Source organism: Halobaculum sp. MBLA0143, assembly GCF_041361465.1.
GTDB lineage: Archaea > Halobacteriota > Halobacteria > Halobacteriales > Haloferacaceae > JAHENP01.
The window spans coordinates 2723638-2742858 of sequence record NZ_JBGKAC010000001.1; the positions used below are offsets into that span (position 1 = coordinate 2723638).

At 67.9% G+C, this 19221-nt stretch carries 19 protein-coding genes; 6 read left to right on the forward strand and 13 right to left on the reverse strand.

The features are described 5' to 3' along the window. Positions 1 to 8 precede the first annotated feature (8 nt). Positions 9 to 698, forward strand: a complete 690-nt coding sequence (locus RYH79_RS14130; protein WP_370900908.1) for a class I SAM-dependent methyltransferase — start codon at positions 9 to 11, stop codon at positions 696 to 698. Between the two features lie 29 nt (positions 699 to 727). Here RYH79_RS14130 and hisB read toward each other — a convergent pair whose 3' ends face one another. From hisB to RYH79_RS14165, 7 genes are all read right to left on the reverse strand, one after another. Next, positions 728 to 1336: an imidazoleglycerol-phosphate dehydratase HisB gene (gene hisB, locus RYH79_RS14135; protein ID WP_370900200.1), complete on the reverse strand. Its 609-nt coding sequence runs from the start codon at positions 1334 to 1336 to the stop codon at positions 728 to 730. 80 nt (positions 1337 to 1416) lie between these two features. Beyond that, positions 1417 to 2148: a 1-(5-phosphoribosyl)-5-[(5-phosphoribosylamino)methylideneamino]imidazole-4-carboxamide isomerase gene (hisA, locus tag RYH79_RS14140; RefSeq protein WP_370900202.1), complete on the reverse strand. Its 732-nt coding sequence runs from the start codon at positions 2146 to 2148 to the stop codon at positions 1417 to 1419. Positions 2149 to 2178: 30 nt separating this feature from the next. Then, positions 2179 to 2715, reverse strand: a complete 537-nt coding sequence (locus RYH79_RS14145; RefSeq protein WP_370900204.1) for a GNAT family N-acetyltransferase — start codon at positions 2713 to 2715, stop codon at positions 2179 to 2181. 93 nt (positions 2716 to 2808) lie between these two features. Further along, positions 2809 to 3222: a hypothetical protein gene (locus RYH79_RS14150; protein ID WP_370900206.1), complete on the reverse strand. Its 414-nt coding sequence runs from the start codon at positions 3220 to 3222 to the stop codon at positions 2809 to 2811. Between the two features lie 18 nt (positions 3223 to 3240). Then, entirely contained in the window at positions 3241 to 3414 is a 174-nt protein-coding gene (locus tag RYH79_RS14155) for a hypothetical protein (RefSeq protein WP_370900208.1), read from the reverse strand. Positions 3415 to 3419: 5 nt separating this feature from the next. Beyond that, on the reverse strand, positions 3420 to 4691 hold the full coding sequence (locus RYH79_RS14160) for an AAA family ATPase (protein WP_370900210.1): 1272 nt from the start codon (positions 4689 to 4691) through the stop codon (positions 3420 to 3422). A gap of 76 nt (positions 4692 to 4767) precedes the next feature. Next, the gene (locus RYH79_RS14165) at positions 4768 to 5526 is read right to left on the reverse strand and encodes a 5-formyltetrahydrofolate cyclo-ligase (RefSeq protein ID WP_370900212.1); all 759 of its coding nucleotides are present in this window, start codon (positions 5524 to 5526) and stop codon (positions 4768 to 4770) included. A 215-nt stretch (positions 5527 to 5741) separates the two neighbouring features. On the opposite strand from RYH79_RS14165, the gene RYH79_RS14170 reads away from it, so the two are divergent. Beyond that, positions 5742 to 6026 (forward strand): hypothetical protein, encoded by a 285-nt coding sequence (locus tag RYH79_RS14170; RefSeq protein WP_370900214.1) that lies wholly within the window; start codon positions 5742 to 5744, stop codon positions 6024 to 6026. Here the strand turns inward: RYH79_RS14170 and RYH79_RS14175 are convergent, their stop codons facing one another. Further along, positions 6027 to 7010 (reverse strand): hypothetical protein, encoded by a 984-nt coding sequence (locus RYH79_RS14175; protein WP_370900216.1) that lies wholly within the window; start codon positions 7008 to 7010, stop codon positions 6027 to 6029. A 135-nt stretch (positions 7011 to 7145) separates the two neighbouring features. Here RYH79_RS14175 and RYH79_RS14180 point away from each other — a divergent pair, with 135 nt between their 5' ends. Further along, positions 7146 to 8408, forward strand: a complete 1263-nt coding sequence (locus tag RYH79_RS14180) for a UbiA family prenyltransferase (RefSeq protein WP_370900218.1) — start codon at positions 7146 to 7148, stop codon at positions 8406 to 8408. Here RYH79_RS14180 and RYH79_RS14185 read toward each other — a convergent pair whose 3' ends face one another. Continuing rightward, a complete protein-coding gene (locus tag RYH79_RS14185) occupies positions 8409 to 9437 on the reverse strand; it encodes a cell division protein CdpA domain-containing protein (RefSeq protein ID WP_370900220.1) in 1029 nt (342 codons plus the stop codon). It lies immediately after the preceding gene. A 119-nt stretch (positions 9438 to 9556) separates the two neighbouring features. Here RYH79_RS14185 and RYH79_RS14190 point away from each other — a divergent pair, with 119 nt between their 5' ends. Further along, a complete protein-coding gene (locus RYH79_RS14190; protein ID WP_370900222.1) occupies positions 9557 to 9844 on the forward strand; it encodes a DUF5789 family protein in 288 nt (95 codons plus the stop codon). 42 nt (positions 9845 to 9886) lie between these two features. After that, positions 9887 to 10252, forward strand: a complete 366-nt coding sequence (locus RYH79_RS14195; protein ID WP_370900223.1) for a cupin domain-containing protein — start codon at positions 9887 to 9889, stop codon at positions 10250 to 10252. Here RYH79_RS14195 and RYH79_RS14200 read toward each other — a convergent pair whose 3' ends face one another. Together RYH79_RS14200 and RYH79_RS14205 are read right to left on the reverse strand one after the other, a co-directional pair. Further along, positions 10253 to 10996, reverse strand: a complete 744-nt coding sequence (locus RYH79_RS14200) for a DUF8116 family protein (protein WP_370900225.1) — start codon at positions 10994 to 10996, stop codon at positions 10253 to 10255. A 22-nt stretch (positions 10997 to 11018) separates the two neighbouring features. Then, positions 11019 to 12263 (reverse strand): AI-2E family transporter, encoded by a 1245-nt coding sequence (locus RYH79_RS14205; protein WP_370900228.1) that lies wholly within the window; start codon positions 12261 to 12263, stop codon positions 11019 to 11021. A 489-nt stretch (positions 12264 to 12752) separates the two neighbouring features. Here RYH79_RS14205 and RYH79_RS14210 point away from each other — a divergent pair, with 489 nt between their 5' ends. Further along, on the forward strand, positions 12753 to 13019 hold the full coding sequence (locus RYH79_RS14210; RefSeq protein WP_370900230.1) for an HAH_0734 family protein: 267 nt from the start codon (positions 12753 to 12755) through the stop codon (positions 13017 to 13019). A 305-nt stretch (positions 13020 to 13324) separates the two neighbouring features. Here the strand turns inward: RYH79_RS14210 and RYH79_RS14215 are convergent, their stop codons facing one another. Beyond that, complete coding sequence (locus RYH79_RS14215) at positions 13325 to 15802, reverse strand: DUF2298 domain-containing protein (protein ID WP_370900232.1); 2478 nt, start codon at positions 15800 to 15802, stop codon at positions 13325 to 13327. 498 nt (positions 15803 to 16300) lie between these two features. After that, positions 16301 to 18154 carry an SLC13 family permease gene (locus tag RYH79_RS14220; RefSeq protein WP_370900234.1) on the reverse strand — a complete coding sequence of 618 codons (1854 nt, stop codon included), beginning with the start codon at positions 18152 to 18154 and terminating at the stop codon, positions 16301 to 16303. Positions 18155 to 19221: the final 1067 nt, after the last annotated feature.

The following is a 19221-nucleotide window of genomic DNA, read 5'->3' on the forward strand; positions in this document are numbered from 1 at the left end:
TGTCGACCGTGAGCGTCAGAGAGGAGTTCGACGCCTGGGCGGCCGACGGCCGCGACCGGGGAATGGAGGAGAGACACTGGCACACCGCCAGAGACGTGCTCGCTGCGATGCCCGTCGAGGACGGCGACCGGGTGCTCGACCTGGGCACCGGCAGCGGCTACGCGCTGCGTGCCCTCGCGGACACACACGAGCTGAGCCACGGGGTGGGACTCGACGGTGCCCCGGAGATGGCCGGCAACGCCCGCTCGTACAACCAGAGCGAGGGCGCCGAGACGCTGTCCGTCACCGTCGGCGAGTTCGGCAGCCTCCCGCTGGCCGACGACAGCGTCGACCACGTCTTCTCGATGGAGGCGTTCTACTACAGTTCCGACCCCGTCAAGACGCTACGGGAACTCCGGCGCGTGCTCGTCCCTGGGGGGACGGTCCACATCGCGGTCAACTACTACGAGGAGAACGTCCACAGCCACGACTGGCAGGAGAACATCGACGTGGAGATGACTCGCTGGAGCGGGCCGGAGTACCGCGAGGCGTTCCGCGAGGCCGGACTCCACGTCGCCAGCCAACGCAACGTCCCGGACCGGGAGACGGAGATTCCGGCGACGGAGGCGTTCCCCACGGACAACTGGGACACCCGCGAGGCGATGGTGGAACGCTACCGGGAGTTCGGCACGCTCGTGACGGTCGGCGTCGCGCCGTAGTTCGGTTACAGTGTCGCGCCGCAGTCGAGCTACAGCGTCCCTTTCGTGCTCGGCGCGTTCGACCGGCGTGGGTCGCGCCGCGTCGCGTCGTCCAGCGTCCGGGCGAGCGCTTTGAACAACGCTTCGACCTCGTGGTGGGCGTTCTCCCCTCGTTCGATCTCCGCGTGGAGCGTCACCCGGGCGTTCGTCGCCAACGACCGCGCGAAGTGTCGCGCCATGTCACTCGTGAGTTCGCCGACGGTCGGCTGTGAGAACTCACCACGGAACTCGACGTGTGGGCGGCCGGAGAGATCCACCACGACGGACGCGACCGCCTCGTCTAAGGGCACCCGGCGGTCCGCGAACCGCCGGACACCGACGCGGTCGTCGAGCGCCTCGTCGAAGGCGTCGCCCAGCGTGATCGCCACGTCCTCGACCGTGTGGTGGTCGTCGATCTCCAGGTCCCCGTCACACTCGACGCGGAGGTCGAACAGTCCGTGTCTGGCGAACGAGTCCAGCATGTGGTCGAAGAAGCCGATACCGGTGGACACGTCCGCGTCGCCGTCGCCGTCGACGGTGAGATCGACTTCGATCTCCGTCTCGGCGGTCTCGCGAAGGACGCTCGCGGTGCGGGGGGCGGGGGTGTCGTCGTCGGTCACGCTCGGGACTCCGGGCGGGGGCTACCTGACGGTTGTGCTCGGCCGGGCGAGGCAGTCCCGGACGGTCGTCGGTGTACAGTTCACTCCAACGCCGCACGCGCCTCGCTCAGCGTGAACTGCTCTTCGTACAGCGCAGTGCCGACGACGACCGCCGCGGCACCGGCGTCACGCAGCGCGACTACGTCGTCGACGCTCGCCACGCCGCCGGAGGCGATCACCGGGATCTCGACCGCCTCCGTCACGGCCCGAACCGCGTCCGTGTTCACGCCCGCGAGCTGCCCCTCTACGTCCACGTCGGTGAACAGGATCGCGCCGGCACCACGGTCCTCGTAGCGGGCGGCCGCCTCGGCGGGGTCGAGCCCGGTCGTCTCCGTCCACCCCGACACGACCACCTCGTCGTCTCTCGCGTCGAGACTCACCGTCACCGTGCCCGCCCGGCGGTCGTCGATCTCGCCGACGATCTCCGGGGTCTCGACGGCCGCGGTGCCGAGGATCACTCGGTCGACGCCGGCGTCGACCAACGCCACCGCCTCGTCTGCGGTCCTGATTCCGCCGCCGACCTGGAGGCTCACGTCGTCGCCGACGGCGTCGACGATCCTGTCGAGCGCGGTGTCGTTGACCCGTTCGCCGGTGAACGCGCCGTCTAAGTCGACGAGGTGGAGCGTCTCCGCGCCGGCGTCGATCCACCGGCGGGCCGTCTCGGCCGGGTCGCCGTAGGCCGTCCCCGTCTCCGGGTCACCGCCGACGAGCTGCACCGTCTCGCCGTCCTTCACGTCGACCGCCGGGATCACCTCGAACTCCGGGAAGTGCACACTCCGACGGGGACGCGCCGAGACGAAAAGTCACCCGGCTCGCTCGTGTGTATCCGCCAACTCCGCCAGATCCGCCGCGACGATCAGTTCGTCGTACTCCTCGCCGCCGAGAGTGGTCGTCTGGCGTCCCACCTCCTCGAACGTCCGGGCGTCGTAGAACACTCGCCCCAGTTCGTTGTCCGCGAGCACGACCGCCGAGACGCGCTCGTAGCCCGCCTCGTGGAACTCTGTCGCCACGCGTTCCAACATCGCCGTTCCGACACCCTCGCCCCAGTAGTCCGGGAGGACGTACACTCGACTCACGACGACGTTGCCGACGGACTCCCGGTAGTCGGCCTGGAGGTAGCCGACGACCTCGTCGGCCGTCTCGTCGTCCGCCTCCGCGACGACGAACGATCCCGTCTCGCGGTCGATGGCCGCGCGGAGCGACGCCGGCGCGTACCACTCGTCGACCGTCGCGTCGATGGCGCCGGCCGACAACACGTCGCCGTAGGCCGCGTGCCACGTCTCTCTGGCGACGGCCGCGATCCGCTCGGCGTCCCCGCGCCGTGCCGGTCGGATCTCCATACCGAGCGCTCGAACGCCCCCGACAAAGCTCCTCGGGTTCTGTGAGGTGTGTGAATACGGCCAGTAGCCGAGCGGTGACTACTCACAGTGTACTCACAGCACTGCCCGGACGACTGCCGTTCGCACCCGCTCGTCGTCTGCCAGTGCACGCGCCTTCTCGTCTCGTTCGTCCGGGCCGTCGGCGTCTCTGTCGATGCCGGCCGCGTGCTCCAGACTCTCTCGGAAGGCGAGCACAGTGAGTCGTGACACGCTCGTTCCGTCCGCGACGAGACTGTACTCCCGCGCGAGCAGGTGTTCCGACCGCATCGTCTCGCCGTCCGTAACGAGCCGTGCGTCTGGCCCGACTGTGGCGTCACCCAACCGAGTGTTCAGCGTCTCGACCAACGTCGAGAGGTCGTCACCGTCGAGATCGAGCAGGAACGTTCCGTCGACACCCATCCGACAGAGATCGCCGACGAGCGACGGAAACACCCGTTCGACGTTCGGCCGTCCACCCTCCGACTTCATCAACAGATCACACCGCCCTCACGCCTCGAACTTCGACAGTTCGTTCGACTCGTGCCGGTAGAGTGGATCGATCGGCTTGCTCTCGATATCGACGACACGTACCTCCCGACCCGTCGGAGCGAACACCGCCGCCAGAAACGTCGTGTCGCGTTCCCCTTCCGCGACGATCACCTGCCGTTCCCGCGTCGCCACGCCGCTCACATCCCACGTAGGTCTGTCTGCATCTCCTTCGACAACGACTCCGCCTCGTCGTAGTCGTACGACTCCGGCAGGGTTCGGTCCATCTGGACCAGCCGGAACTCCTCGCGCAAGAACGCCTTCTGTGACGGCTCCACGAAGTCGAAGAAGGACCGAATCGCGTCGATGTCGTGTGTCGTGAGAAACACCTGCACGTCGCGGTCCCGCACCACGTCGACGAACCAGTGGACGAACTCGTGGATGTACCGCGGGTGCATGTTCGTCTCCGGCTCTTCGAGTAACAGTAGCTCCGGGGTGTCCGCCCAGAGTTCCCACAACAGCCCTACGAGCGTCTTGAACCCCTCTCCGGTGAACTCGTAGGGGACTTGGTACTTCTCGCCGTCCTCCTCGTACACCATCTGGTCCAGCGAGAGCGTGTCGAGGTTGTCGACGAGTCCGTTGTCGATCAGGTACTCCTCGATGTCCGACAGTCGTACTGCCGCGCCGTTCTCGCCGAAATCGACATCCTCCGCGGTGAGCGCGAGGTCGTCGCGGAGACCGACGGTGCCAATCGACTCCGGGTCGTCTGGGAACAGGTGGCCATCGTGGAGAGTTTCTCGAAGAAGAGCCTCGAGCGGCGATTCGATCATGCTGCCGAAGTTCTCCGGAACTGCGCTCCTCTCGATAGCGGTCGCGTCTGCTATCTCCGCTGTGATCTCCGAGATGGCGGCTGTTGTTACTGACTCGACGAACCCCTGTGGCGTCTGTTCGACGTACAAGAACGTATGCGAGCTGTCGTCGACTGTGAGAGCAACTGATCGAGTCGAAACGGCGTCAGACCACTGCTCTCTGAGCCCCGACTCGACGTTCTTCTCTACGACACCCATTAGATCGAGGACCGTCTCCTCGCCCAATTCCGACTCGACCCCGTCGACGATTGATGCTACTCTGTAGCTTAGACTCCGGAATTCGTGACGAGCGACCAGATCCGCCACGAGCGCACCCTCGTCCACACTCTCCGGAACCCACATCTCCACCTCGCGCCGCCCAGTCTCACCCTCACTTTCGTACTCCAGCGTGATCTCCGCAGACTCCGCGCCGGCGGCGATCAGCGACTCCACGCGCTCGCTGTGGCGCTCGATCCGCGTCGGATCGATTCCGATCTCGGTCGCCTCCAGCAGCGAGGTCTTCCCAGAGTTGTTCCGGCCCGTCAGGACCGTCACCTGGCCGGGGTCGAACGCCAGCGAGGAGACGCCCTTGAAATCGGACACCTCGACGTGGGTCAGCTTCACGGCTGTTGTTCGGTACTCCGTCGTCGCACAGTGTAAACCTCGGCCCACGAGCGGAGGCAACGCGGCGAAACGGCAGTCACTCCCCGGCGCACTCGCTCGCCAGCCGCCCCAACACCGGAATCTCCTCCAACCGCTCGTCCTCCAGCGCGTCCCAGTCGATCCCGGTCGGCCGACAGAACTCGCGGTCGTCGTCGCCGGGCGTCAGCGTCCGCTCGGGCGTGCAGACCACGTCCACGGGTACGTCGTGACGGTCGAACGACGCCGCCGGCGCCGTGCGGACCTGCGACTCGTGGATCGTGGTGGCGACGGTCGTCTCGTCGTCGACGGCGTCGAACGCCGACAGCACGGCGAACTCCAGGTCGCTGTACCCCTCGCCCTTCCCGATCCGGCCGCCGTCGGGCGTCACGAGGACGCTCCCGGAGACGATCAAATCGACGTGTGACACCGCCTCCGGCGCGACCGGGTCGCCGTACTCGGAGATCCCCGAGACGGTCGTGGCGTCGTCGATCTCGTCGGGCGGGATCGCGGCCGGATCGAGTTCGAGGAACGGCTCCGGCTCGCGTAGGCGCGGGACGGCAGCGTAGACGGTCTTGCCCGCCCGCAGCGCCGCGCGCCGCACCGGGAGCTGCGGGGCGTCCGGGTTCGCCTTCACCGTCTCGGCCGTCTCCCAGGCCGTCGTCTCCTGGAGTCGGTCGGCGGCCGCGTCCGCCCCGGCGAAGTTCGGGATGCGGCCGTGTGGCGGGAACGGGAACCGCGCCTCGCCGGCGTCTTCGAGGTGGTCCCAGACGCGCTCGCGGAGGGTGTCTTTGTCCGTGGTGTCGTGGTCGTCGGTCACGGGTAATCTTCTGGGCGGGAAGTCATACGTACGCTGATCGAGTGCTACCACTCTACAGATGAACACCAACATCAGCGAGATTCACATCTACCCGGGCTATGCGATTGGGTTTAACAGTGAGTTTCGGCCAGATGAGTCGTCCACAGTGTTATGAATTAACTGGTGGACCGAACTTCAACGGTGGAGATAAGTGCGATGGCACATACAGTACGTGTATGCCGCGAACCGAAGAGATGGAGTTCGAGGTGGTGGGTAGTGAGAACAACCACCTGTGGTTCCGTGTCCTCTACGGATCAGACAAGGGGATGCGTGTCTCCGTCCCGGTTCGCCACCCAGAGTACGATACCAGTGAGATTTCGATCCTCAACAAACTCACTGAAGGAGACATTGTAGCTGCGACTCTGATCAACGAGAACGGAGAGTATGCCGGTTGGCGGGTCGAGTCGATTCGGACGACCTCGCCCGATTCGGACGTAACTGCCCCTTCGACCGCAGACTAACTACTTTCCCTCGGAGTCGTCGTGATTGGGTTCAGCGTTGCTGTCCAGCTCTGTCCGCTCGCGAGAGACACGGTGACGAAACTCCGTCGGGAGTTCACTCTGCTCCGACTCAATAGCAACCGCGTAGTCGGTAAACAGGTACTCAACGAAGTCCTCCGCCTGTGATTCGTACGATCGGTTTGCTAAGAGTGTAGCGAACACGGCAGGGACGAGTAGCTGCCACGCTTCCGCCCACGACTGGTATACGTTTGGAGTGTTGTATTTCCAGCAGATATCCGAGTTTCCGAGTAGTACAAAACATTTTGAGAATTCCGATCCCTCGAAACAGAAAACGAGTAGTGTCGAAAGAGCGATCAAACCACTGAACCACCACATGGCGATCCAACTGCCCCGGTAGAAGTTTCGCAGTGCTTGGATTCGAACTGCACGGTTGGGTGCGGCCTCCGAGTCGACCTTGCTGATCATCAGGTGATAAAGCACTTGAAAGTCGTCGAAGTCGGGCGAAACACCGTGTGCGTCGACGAGGTGTTGCCGGATGCTTCCAGTAAGCACTGCATCGTCTAGCTCTCGCCCTTCTGGAGGGCCTGCCCACCCGACGAGTGGGTCGAGAAGCGCCCTACTGTAACGACGGTGGGCCAACAACCCAACCTTCTCTTGCAAACCGGACCTGTCGGTCGTGTCGCCGGCATCGGATTTGTTCTCTTTGTTATCATCAGATTCGTTTTCTGTAGAGAGGTCTGTCGTGGAGTCGATTGTCAGGTCGAACGTCTCACGATTGCCAGTTGCGACAGAGGCGTGGCGCTGAATAAACCCACCAATCACGAATGCACCAATTAGCGACACCCCGATCGCAACGACTCCAACGTCCTGAACGCTGACGTGTGAAAATCCGTAGATCCCTCCGAGAAGAATCAGCCCGGGAATTAGATTCCCGAGAAGGTCGTATGCGGTCAGACCTCGAAAGTATCGCCCGAAAGTAGACACGTTGGATGTAATCTTACGTTTCTGCGTGTCAACAGTTTCGGTTCTGGTCGAGGAATGATTCTGATACGACACTTCTAGCACAGAGAGTGCACACTCGTCGTGGCACTTAACCACACGACACGCCACTGTACGTGCGTGACAGTAGCACGCGACGCGGCCGGTCCGGCCGCGGCTCTCCGCGCGTTCGCCTCGCAGGTCCACCCGGTGTTCATGCTGCCGCCGTTGGCGGGGTCGGTGTTCGGCGCGGTGCTGGCGGCGGGGACGGTGCCGGACCTGGGCGGGTCGTTCGAGCCGGTCGCGGCCGCGGTCCACGTCGCGGCGATGTTCTTCGCGGTGTACACCGCCCACGTCAAGGACGGCTACGTGGACTTCTACCGCCGCGAGGAAGACGACGACCACCCGTTGTCGGAGTGGGGCTGTCGGGCGGGGCTCGTCGGCGCGGCGGTCGGATTCTTCGCGGCGCTCGCGGGCGTGACGCTGTTGGGCGGCCCGGTCGCGGCCGCGCTCGCGCTGCCGACGTGGGTCGTCGGCTACCTCCACGCCCCGCAGTTGGACACGAATCCGGTGACAGCCACCGGGGGGTACCCGGTCGGGATCGCGCTGTGTATCCTCGGCGGGTACGCCGTCCAGACCGGCGGGCTGGCGGCCGCGCCGGTCGCGTTCGCGGGGGTGTTCCTCGCAGTTCTCACCGGCGTGAAGGTGATCGACGACGCGACGGACTACGAATACGACCGGTCCATCGACAAGCGGACGGTCGCGGTCGTGTTGGGTCGGGAACGGTCGCGTCGGCTGGCGTACGGGCTGATGGGGTTGGGACTGTTCGCCGTCGTCGCGTTCACCGTCGACGGACTGTTCCCGCCGGCGTCACCCGCGGGTGGGCTGGCGTTCGCCGTCGTGGCCGTGCTGGCGGCCGACCGCGACCCGAAGACGGCGACGATGCTGCTCGTCCGCGGGGCGTACCTCCTGTTGGCCGGGCTGGTCGTCGCCGTGTTCTTCCGCCCGCTCGCGGGCGTCCCGTTGCCGGACGTGACCGTCCTCGGACCGTACACCTACCTGGCGACGGAGGTCGTGTTCGGGAGCGCCGCGTTCGCGTTGTTGACGCGGGCGGGGGCCGTGCGGCGCGCCCTGACGACCGTCGCCGCGCTCTACCCGGTCGCGTACCTCTGGGACTGGTACACGCTCACCGTCGGTGTGTTCGCCATCCCGATGCGGACGGGCGTGGAGCTGTTGGGTATCCCGTTGGAGGAACACCTGTTCATGCTGGTGGTGCCGGCGTTCGTCCTCGGGATCCACGAGACGATCTACGGCGACGGTCGGCCAGAACGAGCCACCGACGACGAGCGAGAACGGGGGCCGGAGCCGGAGCCGGACGCTTCGGTGACGGAGACGCTGGACTGACTACCGGGGCGTCCACTCCTCGCAGGCGTCCATGTCCTCCATCACCTCGTCGTGGTAGCCGCAGTACGGCTGCATCCCGTCCTCGGTGCGGACGTACTGGAAGTGGGCGCAGCTGCCGCAGTAGGTGTCGGCCGGCGACCCCGTCGCGTCCGGCTCGCCGCTCGGGCCGCCCCTGTTCGTCGGACCACTCGGGGCGCCAGGACCGCCGGAGCCACCCGTCCCGCCGGTGTCCGTCGAACCGCTCGGACCGCTCGGGCCACGCGGACCGCCGGGCGACGACGCGCCGCCGACGCGGTCGACGCCCGTGTCGGTCGTGTCGTCGTCTCTCTCCCGGAGCCCGGTGATCCCCGCCGGCGTCGCGCCGCCGTCGCTGGCGCCGGCGCCGACCCCCCCGTCGTCCGCGACGTGGGCGTCGGCTCGGTTGGTCTGGGTCTCGACTTCACCGTCCGGGGTGTCGCCGAAGAAGCCGACGCCGCCGGTCGTCGCCGACTCCTCGTTCTCCAGCTTCGACTTCGACACCTCGATGGTCTTCGTCTCGCCGCCACGGTTCACCTCGAGCTCCACCGTCCCGCCGGGGTCGTTGCGGGACGTGAAGTTGGCGACGCCGACGAACAGACACCAGAACGCCGTGATGACGCCCAGGAAGTACACCGCGATGGTCTGGAGCGTGAGGTCGCCGGGCGCACAGTTGGCGCCGGCCCACCGACAGGGGTAGGCGTGTGCGAACAACGACACGCCCAACAACGAGACGCCGGCACCGACGACCGCCGCCGCCCGGGTCACCCGTCCGGCCGGCAACACGGCGAACACGCCCAGGAACACCGCCGGCACACCCACGCCGGCCAACACACCCGCGAGCCACCGCGCGCGTCGAATCGTCTCTATCGACCCCGTCTGTGTCGTTGCGGCGGCGATGGCGACGACGACGGACAACGAGCCCGCGAGGAACATTCCCACCCCGAGGTAGAGTCGGCGCAGGTCGGCCGTCTCGCCGACCTTCCCCTCGTACACGTCCGCGAGGCTGGTCATACGGTTCGATACGACTCCCTCCCACAAAACACTGCGTCAGACGCTCGCACGACACCGCCGACAATCCGGGTCGGCACGGACCGGAAGGCATTACACCGGGCGACCGCGAACCGCGAGGTATGAGCGACGACGACGGCGACGAGGCGGAGCCGGCGGTGGAACTCGGCGAGGGGCCGGACGTGGAGGGCGCTCCCGTCGCACGGGTCGCCTCCCGGCTCACCTGGCCCCAGGAGCGCTCCCGCATCGAAGACAAGGAGGGCGACGCCGTGATCCGGACACCCGACGGTCCACGGGAACTGTCGGCCGTGCTGGCGGACGTCGAAGAGACGTACTTCGACCGACGGCAGGCGTTCCTGGCCGAGGTACGGGACGTGATCGGCCACGGCCCCGTCGAGACCGCCGAGTGAGCGGGCCGAAAGAGCCGAGTCGTCCCGCGACGACCGACCACCGTGAGCGAGAAGGTGGACCTCGCAGACGGCTTCGACAGCTTCGACGAACAGTGGGCGCCCCGGCTCGCTGCCGCGCCGAACGACCACACGGTGAAGCTCGCCCGCATCGAAGGGGCGTTCGTCTGGCACAGCCACCCGGACAGCGACGAGCTGTTTCTGGTCCGGGACGGTCGCGTCAGGATCGAACTGCGCGACCGTGACGACGTGACCCTGGAGACCGACCAACTGTTCGTCGTCCCGGCGGGCGTCGAGCACCGTCCGGTCGCCGACGGGGAAGCGGAGATCCTCCTGTTCGAGGCGGCAGACGTAGTCAACACCGGCGACGCCGACACCGACCGGACGAGCGAGACCGTCCCGTTGGAGTAGCTACTCGCGGAGTCGGCTGCCGAGTCGGCGACGTTCTCGCCGGAGGAGCCCCTCCCAGACGGACAACAACGCCGAGTTCAGCCGGTAGCTGACGTTCACGTCCCGGACCCAGGCGTCGTCGCCGAACAACGCGAACTGCGCCCGACGGGCTCGCTGTGACAGGGTCTCCCGTCGGCCGGCGTACGCCGCGGCCGACTCGCGCAGCGTCTCCGTCAGGAGGTCGTCGGGGACGGACAGCCCACAGGTCGTCGCCACGTCCCGGAACCACTCGACGTGGAGCACGGCGTCCGCCAGGAGGAATCGCTCGGCGAACCCCAGTTCCGGGACGACACTCGACAGTCGTTCGTCGTCGACACGGACGGCCTCGGGTGTCGAGAAGGACGGGCGCGAGACCGTCCGGTCGGCGCGGTCGGCGTACGGGGCCGCGACCCGAGACAGCCGGCGGTCCGCGAGCGCGATCGGTCCGGCCAGCAGCGCCCGGTACCAGCCGGGCGTCCACCGGAGGAACGGCCGGGCGAAGGCGGCGTCACCCAGCAACACCGCCGCGATCGTCCGGGCGAGCGGCGGCGACACGTCCGTCCGGTCGTCGCGCATCGCCGCCGTTCCTCGTTCGAGGTGGTCCGGGAGCGGTCCGGGGTCGACGTCGAGCGCCCGGGCGACACGGAGCGTGTACTCCGTGCCGGCGCGGAACCAGTCGGCGAAGTCGGCCGGCGAGGTCAGCGAGACGAGCGGGCGGAGTGTCACGAGCGGGGTTGGCTCGCCGGCGTCAGGTGTCTGTCGATCCCTGGCCTCGCCCCGTGTCGGTGTCGTCGCGGGTCGTCGTGTCGTCGGTTGCGAGGTCGATGTCGTCACCGCTGTCGTCGTCCGTCTGCTCGTCTGTCGACGGGTCGCCGTCGGCCAACGGGTCGGTGCCGATCTCGACGCCCTCGTCGGACTCCGGGACGAACGCGGAGCCGTCCGCGAGATCCGGCAGAACGTGTTTGAGGAACTGGACGCCGGAGACGACGATCAACGGACCGAGGAACAACCCGTACCACCCGAAGTACGCCGCCCCGAGCACGTAGCCGAACAAGACGAGCCCGGAGTGGAGCGACCGGCCAGAGACGTACGGCCGGACGACCGTCTGCGGGAGGATGTCCAGGAACAGGAACGCGACGACCAGGAACGCGACGGGGAAGCCGAGCCAGGCGTCCGTGCGGAGCGCGTTCCAGAACAGGACGGCCGTGACGGGGACGTACACGAGCTTCCCGACGACGATGGGGACGAACGTGGCGAGCCCGGTGAGGACACCCAACAACGTCGGCACCGGCGGCGACACGGCCGTCGGCGCGATCAGGTCGTAGGCGTTGTACACCGCGACGGAGGCGATCGTCACGCCGACGACAGTGAGGACGTTCCCGAAGTACACCGTCTCCAGGTCGGCGTCGACCCCCCGGAGGAAGACGTGCGCCGTGGAGTCGCCGGCAGCCACCTCCGACCGGAACCACTCCTCGACGCGGTGCCCGTCTCGCAGCAGGAAGAAGGTGAGTGCCAGCGCGAGCGACAGGCGGAGCAACACGCCGCCGACGAACCCGACGGTGCCGAGCACGGTCGCCAGCCCGTCCTGGAGGTTGGCCACCTGGAACTGCGACAGCAGCGTCGTCGGGTCGTCGAGAGCGTTCGTGACCGCCGTCGGCTCGCGGACGAACTCCGACAGCACGCGCTGTGCGGTCTCCGTACCGAACGCCGCCAGCAGCCCCTGGACGGCCAGCCCGGTGCCGTACAGCAGGATCGCCAGGAGCGGTACCGCTGCGACGAGCACGGTCGCCACCGCCGTCTCGACCGTGCTGTCCGTGTACGGCGCCAACCGACGGTAGATCGGTCGGACGGCGTAGTAGACGAACAGCCCGAACACGAGCGTCCCGACGAACGCTCGGACGACGAAGCCGACGACGGCTGCCAGCACCAGCGCCACGATCCACCACCCCGCGCGCCGCCGGTCGATCCCGGCGCTCGTCACCGTGTCACCCATTCGCTCGACACGTCGACACCCCACCACTTCACAGTTCGGTCCGGCCGTCGCCGACTGTGACGGCCGGCGGGCTCACGCTCCGTGACGGGGGATCGACCCGAAACGGTGGGGCGGAGACGGGGGACTCCCGTCAGTTTTATTTTGTCGTGTTCGTCTACGTCCGAACGGGTGGTCACAGTGCCAGTCGCTCCGCACTACCCCTCCGACGAACCCGACAGAGAGCGTCGTGCGCCGGACATCGGCGACGTAGTCGATCGGATTCTGGATCGTGAGGACCCGTCGCCAGTGGTGGCTAGGACGTGACGGCCGGCCACTCCCGCCGGCTGTCTCGGAGCGTGACAGTCGGCCACTCCCGCCGGCTGTCTCGGAGCGTGACAGTCGGCCACTCCCGCCGACTGTCTCGGCCACCGACGACTCCGAACCCGACCGACAGCCGCCGCTCCGCGGCGAGTCGAAACGCTTAGCAGTCGACTCCGGCAACGCGCGAGTATGCGAAAGCTGATCGTCCGCGGCGACCCCGGGATCAGGCGGGACGCCGTCGTCGAGTACGACGGCCAGGAGCTCCAGGTCTTCTCCGTCCAGGTGCAAGGGGAGTTCCACGGCCCAGACGAGCCCCAGCTGTGGTGTACCGTCGGGACGGAAGACGAGCGGGAGACGTTCGAGCGCCGGCAGTTCGTCCCCCACTGGCTCGACGTGGAGAGCGTCGACGCCGAGGCCGTCACCGTCCTGCAGCGCGGCGGCGAACTCAACGTGTAGTCGGTCGTCGTTCGAGACCGACTCGACGCCCACTCTCTCGTCCGTGAGGCGTTCCTCGTCCCGTCGGGTGAAGGTCTCCACTAAGACTAAATATTTCCCACACGACCGGGATACTGTCGACGAGAGAAGACACGGACACAGCCCCCGAGAAAGCCGTACGTGACCAGTGTCGGTCCCGCCGAGGACCGCAGACGATAGCGATTGAGCCGTCACACCGGAAAGCTCTCGTCCGCCGGGCGACCCCCGGCGGCAACCGTTCCTCCCTTCCCCCACTCCCGACGAGACAGAGTGACCGTGCCGGAGAGTCACTCGTCTCCCGGCAGCTTCGACCGATCGACTCGGTACAGCGTGACGCCGTTCTCCTCGACGACCGGCTCGACGCCGGCGATCCGGTCGAAGTCGACCCGCGACATGCCGTAGCGGTTCCGTTCGGCCTGGCCGACCCAGACGTAGCTCACGTCGTGCTCTCGGAGCACGGTCACCGCGGCCGTCCGATCCGTGTACGCCCGGTCGACGATCCGTACCCGGTCGTAGAACGCCTCTCGCCCGCGGTATCCCACTTCGTGGCCCCAGCCGGCCAGCGTCGGCAGTCCGGTGAGACTCGCGGCCGGGCTCGACCTCCAGGAGTACATCCCCGGCGGATTGCCGAAGCCTTCTCCCGGCGACCAGCCCGCCCCCGGCGCCGACAGCAACACCGGTCGCCCCGGCCTGTCGTCGAGGTAGTCCACGCCGGCGGCGACTCCAGGGTGGAACTGCTCGACGTGTGCCGTGGCGTCCAGCGTCGGCTCCTGGGGGTAGTCGTAGTCGTAGGCGCTCGTCGGCGCGTCGCCGTTCCCGGCCGCGAACTGGTTCGGCACCGTCACGACGGCGTAGCCGCCGGCCCCACAGACGGCGATGGCCAGGACTGCGGCCACGGCCACGTGTCGCCCCCTCGCGGTCGGCCAGACTGCGAGGGCTGGCGTCTCGACGCGACGCCACAGCCCGGCGGCGGCGACGCCCGCGGCGACGGCCCAGATCGCCCACACCTGCGAGTACGTCTTGAACACGGTGTTGAGTCGCCCCGGACCGGCCTGTTCGGAGACGTACACCACCTCCACGATCAGCGCCAGCCCCGCGCCGCCGGCGAGCAACACCGCCTCGAAGCCGGCGCGGTCCGTCCGGGCGGCGATCCACCCGCCCAACAACACCGGGCCGATCAGCCCGACGGCGGGGAACGACAACTGCGCCGCGACGACCCACAACACACCGATCGCCGCCAGGAACTCCCAGGGACGACGGTCGCCGGTACGATCCAGGAGGTAGCTCCCGAACACGAGCAGGAACGCACCGTGGACGATCGCCAGCCCGCCCCAACTGCTCCGGTCTGCGGCCGCCAGCACCGCAATCTCCCGTGAACTGCCGGAGGCCGCCGTGCCGACGAGGAACGGCGCCGCGAGCACGGCCGCGAGCACGCCGGCGACACCGACCAGTCCGGTAGCGACGACCGGACGGGCGAGTTCCGCGCCGAGCCGTCCGTTCTCGCGTTCCGAACCCGTCGTCACGCCCCCGTCCGTCGCCGGCCGGCCGACGAGTCGCGCCACCGGCCCGCGGGCCGCCCGCGGCAACAGCCTCCACGGCGGCGTCGGCGACAGCGACAACGCCAGCCACGCCAGTCCGAACACGGTCGGAAACGCCCAGGTGTGGACGACCGCCTGCAACGCGCCGACGACCGGGACGAGCCCGAACAGGACGGCACGACGACGGCCCGTCGTCGGCGCGTCGTACAGCACGAACGCGAGTGCGGCCGCCAACAACAGGAACGTCGGCCCGATCATGTGAGCGTGGAGGTCACCGTTCAGGAACGCGAACAACGGGAACTCGTTGATCGTCCCCGGAATCACCCGGCTGGACGCCCACATCGCCCGCCTGGGGAACCAGTACCCGCTAGACAACCACTCCGTGACGTTCAAGCCGACGTGCGGCTGGATCTGGGCGACCGCCCACGACTGGAGGCCAGCCGGGAACGCCTGCAACAACAGCCGCCCGCCGGTCTGGACGTTGCCCGCGAGCCCGACCGCGAACGCCGCTCCCCACGCCGCCAGTCGCCGGCTGTACCCCCGCGCCGCCGCGACGGTCCCCGCCAGGTCGAACGCCGCCGTCACGTACGTGGCGAAGAACGTCGCCAGCGCCAGGTTGTACGCGAACCGTCTGGGCGTCCCGGTGAGCCGCGCCAACAGGTCGCTCAACAGGTGGCCGCCGTAGTAGTAGCTCACCGCCTCGCCCGCGAACCACATGTCCTCCGGCGGGAGCGTCTCCGTCCGCGCCAACGACTGCAACAGGCCGAAGTCCAAGAACTTCTCCCCGCCTCGCGGCACGATCGCCGGGTCGACCGCCCTGACCGCCACGAGGAACCCGAACGCCACCAGGAACACTGCGCCAGTCTCGACGACCGCCCGCCGGCGGACGCGCTCGTGGTCGATCCGCAGTCCCGCGACGACTGCCGTCACCACGCGCCCGACCGACAGCTCACCCTCGTCTAACGCCGCCCGCACCGCCTCTCGATCCAGCCCGACGGCGACCGTCGCCGTCGCCAGCACCACCAGCCCGGCGACGAGCGCCGGCGTGCCGTACGCGACTCTGCCGACCCAGAACGCCGTCACGCCCAACGTCACGAGCGCCACCGGCAGCGTGAACCCCACGCCGGCCGTCGGCCACCGTCCGAACAGTCGCGTCGCGAGCGGCGCCGCCAGCGCCGCCAGCGCGACCAGTCCCAACAGCCACACCGCGACGAGCCCGTACTCCATCGGCAGGAACCGCGTCCGCAGTGGACATACCTCTTACGACCGACCTTTTTCACTCCTCGGGTGGGGCGCGCTGCGCGCGCCCACCCGAGGAAAAAACGTCGATGAAAAAGTGCGAGACTCGACCGGACGGGAGAGCCTCGATGCGAACGGGGAGTGAAACGACCCGTGAGCAGCCGCTCCGTTCGGGCCTTCGGCCCTCACTCCGCGGTTCGGTGTGCTAGTGCCGGACCGCTCCGCGACCGCTCCGCTGCCGCCCCACCCCGAACTGTTTCGGGTCGGCGACGTTCCGCAACCGCCTCCGCGACCGCTCCGCTGCCGCCCCACCCCGGACTGTTTCGGGTCGGCGACGTTCCGCGGCCGCCGCCGCGGCCGCTCGGCCGTGAACTGCCTCGGGTCAGTGGTGGTCCGTGGCCGCCACGGCTCCGCCTCGACTCCAGCGCCGTCTGCTCGCCAGCAGTGGCGGTCGAACGGAGACGGACGGAGAGAGGCGTCGGCCGCTCACGCGAAGAAGAACTGTACGCCGATCGGGGTGACGACCGCAAAGAGGGCCTGGAGCGGGCCGCCGACGCGGACGTAGTCCGTGAAGCGGTACCCCCCGGGCCCGTAGACGAACAGATTCGTCTGGTAGCCGACGGGCGTCATGAACGCCGTGCTCGCGGCGAACGTGACGGCCATGGCGAACGCCAACGGATTCTGTCCCAGATCGACCGCCGCCTGGATCGCCACGGGGATCATCAACACGACACTCGCGTTGTTGCTGACGACGTTCGTCAGCGTCGCCGTGACGACGTAGAACAACGCCAGAATCGCCAACGGCGGCAACACCGCCGCGGCGTCGACCACGAGCCCCGCCAGTAGTCCGGCCGCCCCCGAGGTCTGGAGCGCGATCCCCAACGGAATCACGCCCGCCAACAGGAAGATCACGTCCCAGTGGACGGACTCGTACACCTCCTGCGGATCCAGACAGCCCGTCACCACCATCGCCAACGACCCCGCGAGCCCGGTGACGACGATCGGTGCCACGTCCAGCGCCGCCAGCCCGACGACCGCCGCGACGATCCCGACCGCGACCCGTGTCTTCCCGCTGCGTTCCGCCTCTCGGTCCGCCTGCGCCGCGACGATGAAATCCCGGCTGTCGTCCAACCGACCGATCGCGTCGACCGACGCCTCCACGAGCAACGTGTCGCCCGGCTCCAGTTGGACGGCGTCCAACCGCTCGCGGACCAGTTCCTGGCCCCGCCGAATCGCCAACACCGTCGCGTTGTACTGCTGTCTGAACGAGACTGACGCCAACGACTCCCCGACGAGCTCCGTCCCCGGCGCGACCACCACCTCGACGAGATTCTGACCCGACTCCGGCGTCTCCAACTCCGCGTCGTCCACCGTCGCGTCCGGCACCAGCTCCAGCCCCTCCACGTCCGACAGCTCCACGAGCGTGTCGCGGTCCGTCCGGAGAGCGAACACGTCGCCTCCGCGGATCTCCTTGGCCCCCAACGGCTCCACGAACACCTCCGCCCCGCGGATCAACTGCACCACGTCCAGATCGTACAGGGTCTCCCGCAGCGCGTCCGACACCCGTTGGCCCACCAACGGCGAGTCCTCCCGGACGACCACCTCCGTCAGGTACTCCCGGACCTGGTACTCGTCTGTCAGGTCGCCGCTGGGTTCGACCCGGGCGGGAGTGAGCCACCGTCCGACCGTGAGGAGATAGAGGGTGCCGACGATCAAGAGAACCGCGCCGAGCCCGGTGAACTCGAACATCCCGAAGCTGCGCGCGACCGCCTCCGGAGCCAGCCGGGCGTACAGATCCGACGCCAGGACGTTCGTCGACGTGCCCACGAGCGTGAGCGTCCCGCCGACCATCGAGGCGTACGACAACGGGAGCAACAGCTTCGACGGCGAAGTGCCTCCGCGGTCGGCGATCTCCGACACCATCGGCAGCAGGATCGCCACCGCGGCAGTGTTGTTGACGAAGCCGGAGACGGGCGCGACGAGCCCGATGGTGGCGCCGAGCTGCCGGGACTCGTCGTCGCCCGTCAGCTCCCGCACGCGGTCGCCCAGCCGCCGGACGAGCCCGGTCCGACGCACCCCCTCGCTCAACACGAACATCGCCAGCACGGTCAGGGTCGCGGCGTTGGCGAACCCCGACAGCCCCTGTTCGACCGTGACGAGCTGGATCGGCTCGGCCAGCAGCCCCAGGTCCGTCAGCGTCTCCGTGGCCGGGCCGACGAGCAACAGCGTCACGGCGACGCCGAGCGCGACCACGTCCGGCGGGTACGGCTCCGTGGCGAACAACACGAGTGTCACCACGACGATCAGACTGACGAGGATCACGGCCGGCGTCACTGCCACGCGACTCCAGTGTGTTCGGGCGGTCTTAAAGGGCCGCGTCTCTGTGAGCGTTCGTCTCGGCGGGAGCCCCGCTGTTCGTGTGACTCTCTGTCTGGATCGTGTCTGCGAACAGCCTGGAAGCCCCGCGATTCGGTCGATTCTCTGCTTTCATCGTGTCTGCGAACAGCCTGGAAGCCCCGCGATTCGGTCGATTCTCTGCTTTCATCGTGTCTGCGAACAGCCTGGAAGCCCCGCGATTCGGTCGATTCTCTGCTTTCATCGTGTCTGCGAACAGCCTGGAAGCCCCGCGATTCGGTCGATTCTCTGCTTTCATCGTGTCTGCGAACAGCCTGGAAGCCCCGCGGGTCTGCGCTCGGTACGCTCGCTGCGCTCCTCGGTCGCTCACGGCTCGCGGCTCACTACGTTCGCCGCTCGCCGTCGAGGCCTCCCTCCGGTCGGCCTCGCACTCGCTCCCTGCGGTGCTTGCATCGCGTGCCTTCGCGCAGACCCGCGCCCCTTCCAGTCCCACCCCGTGGAGAGTCGCAACGAGCGTTCGCTGACCCGACTGTCGACTGACAACATCCTGTTGGACAGTCGGGGCTCAGTACATCCCCACCCCTCCCCGCACGGCGGCCCCAGAGGGCCGCCGCGCGCGTCCTGTGGACTATCGGTGAGCGTGCGCTCGGTAGACAGTCATCCCGGGCGCGCGCCGCGCTCGCGGTTCTGCGAGCGCGAGCGCGCGAGGGACGAGCACCGCAGGGAGCGAGTGCGAGGCCGACCGGAGGGAGGCCTCGACGGCGAGCGGCGAACGTAGTGAGCCGCGAGCCGTGAGCGACCGAGGAGCGCAGGAGGCTGGGGAGGATTGAGGATGCGGTCTCGGGTGGGACTGAAAGGGGCGTCGCGTTGCGACCCTCCGACGACGCAAGCACCGCAGCCGAGTGACTGGAGGGAACGAGGCGAGGAGCACAGCGAGTCAGAGGGTCGCAACGCGACGGGGCTTTCGGCCTGTTCGCAGTTCCACGCTAAACGGAAGAGACGACTGACAGCGGGGCTCTCAGCCTGCTAGTAGCCTCACTTCAGACTGGAAG

Bases quoted from the DNA above. Each gene is read 5' to 3' on its own strand.
- RYH79_RS14145 (WP_370900204.1), bottom strand. From the start codon at position 2,715: ATGGAGATCCGACCGGCACGGCGCGGGGACGCCGAGCGGATCGCGGCC.
- RYH79_RS14150 (WP_370900206.1), bottom strand. From the start codon at position 3,222: ATGAAGTCGGAGGGTGGACGGCCGAACGTCGAACGGGTGTTTCCGTCG.
- RYH79_RS14170 (WP_370900214.1), top strand. From the start codon at position 5,742: ATGCCGCGAACCGAAGAGATGGAGTTCGAGGTGGTGGGTAGTGAGAAC.
- RYH79_RS14185 (WP_370900220.1), bottom strand. From the start codon at position 9,437: ATGACCAGCCTCGCGGACGTGTACGAGGGGAAGGTCGGCGAGACGGCC.
- RYH79_RS14190 (WP_370900222.1), top strand. From the start codon at position 9,557: ATGAGCGACGACGACGGCGACGAGGCGGAGCCGGCGGTGGAACTCGGC.
- RYH79_RS14205 (WP_370900228.1), bottom strand. From the start codon at position 12,263: ATGGGTGACACGGTGACGAGCGCCGGGATCGACCGGCGGCGCGCGGGG.
- RYH79_RS14210 (WP_370900230.1), top strand. From the start codon at position 12,753: ATGCGAAAGCTGATCGTCCGCGGCGACCCCGGGATCAGGCGGGACGCC.
- RYH79_RS14215 (WP_370900232.1), bottom strand. From the start codon at position 15,802: ATGGAGTACGGGCTCGTCGCGGTGTGGCTGTTGGGACTGGTCGCGCTG.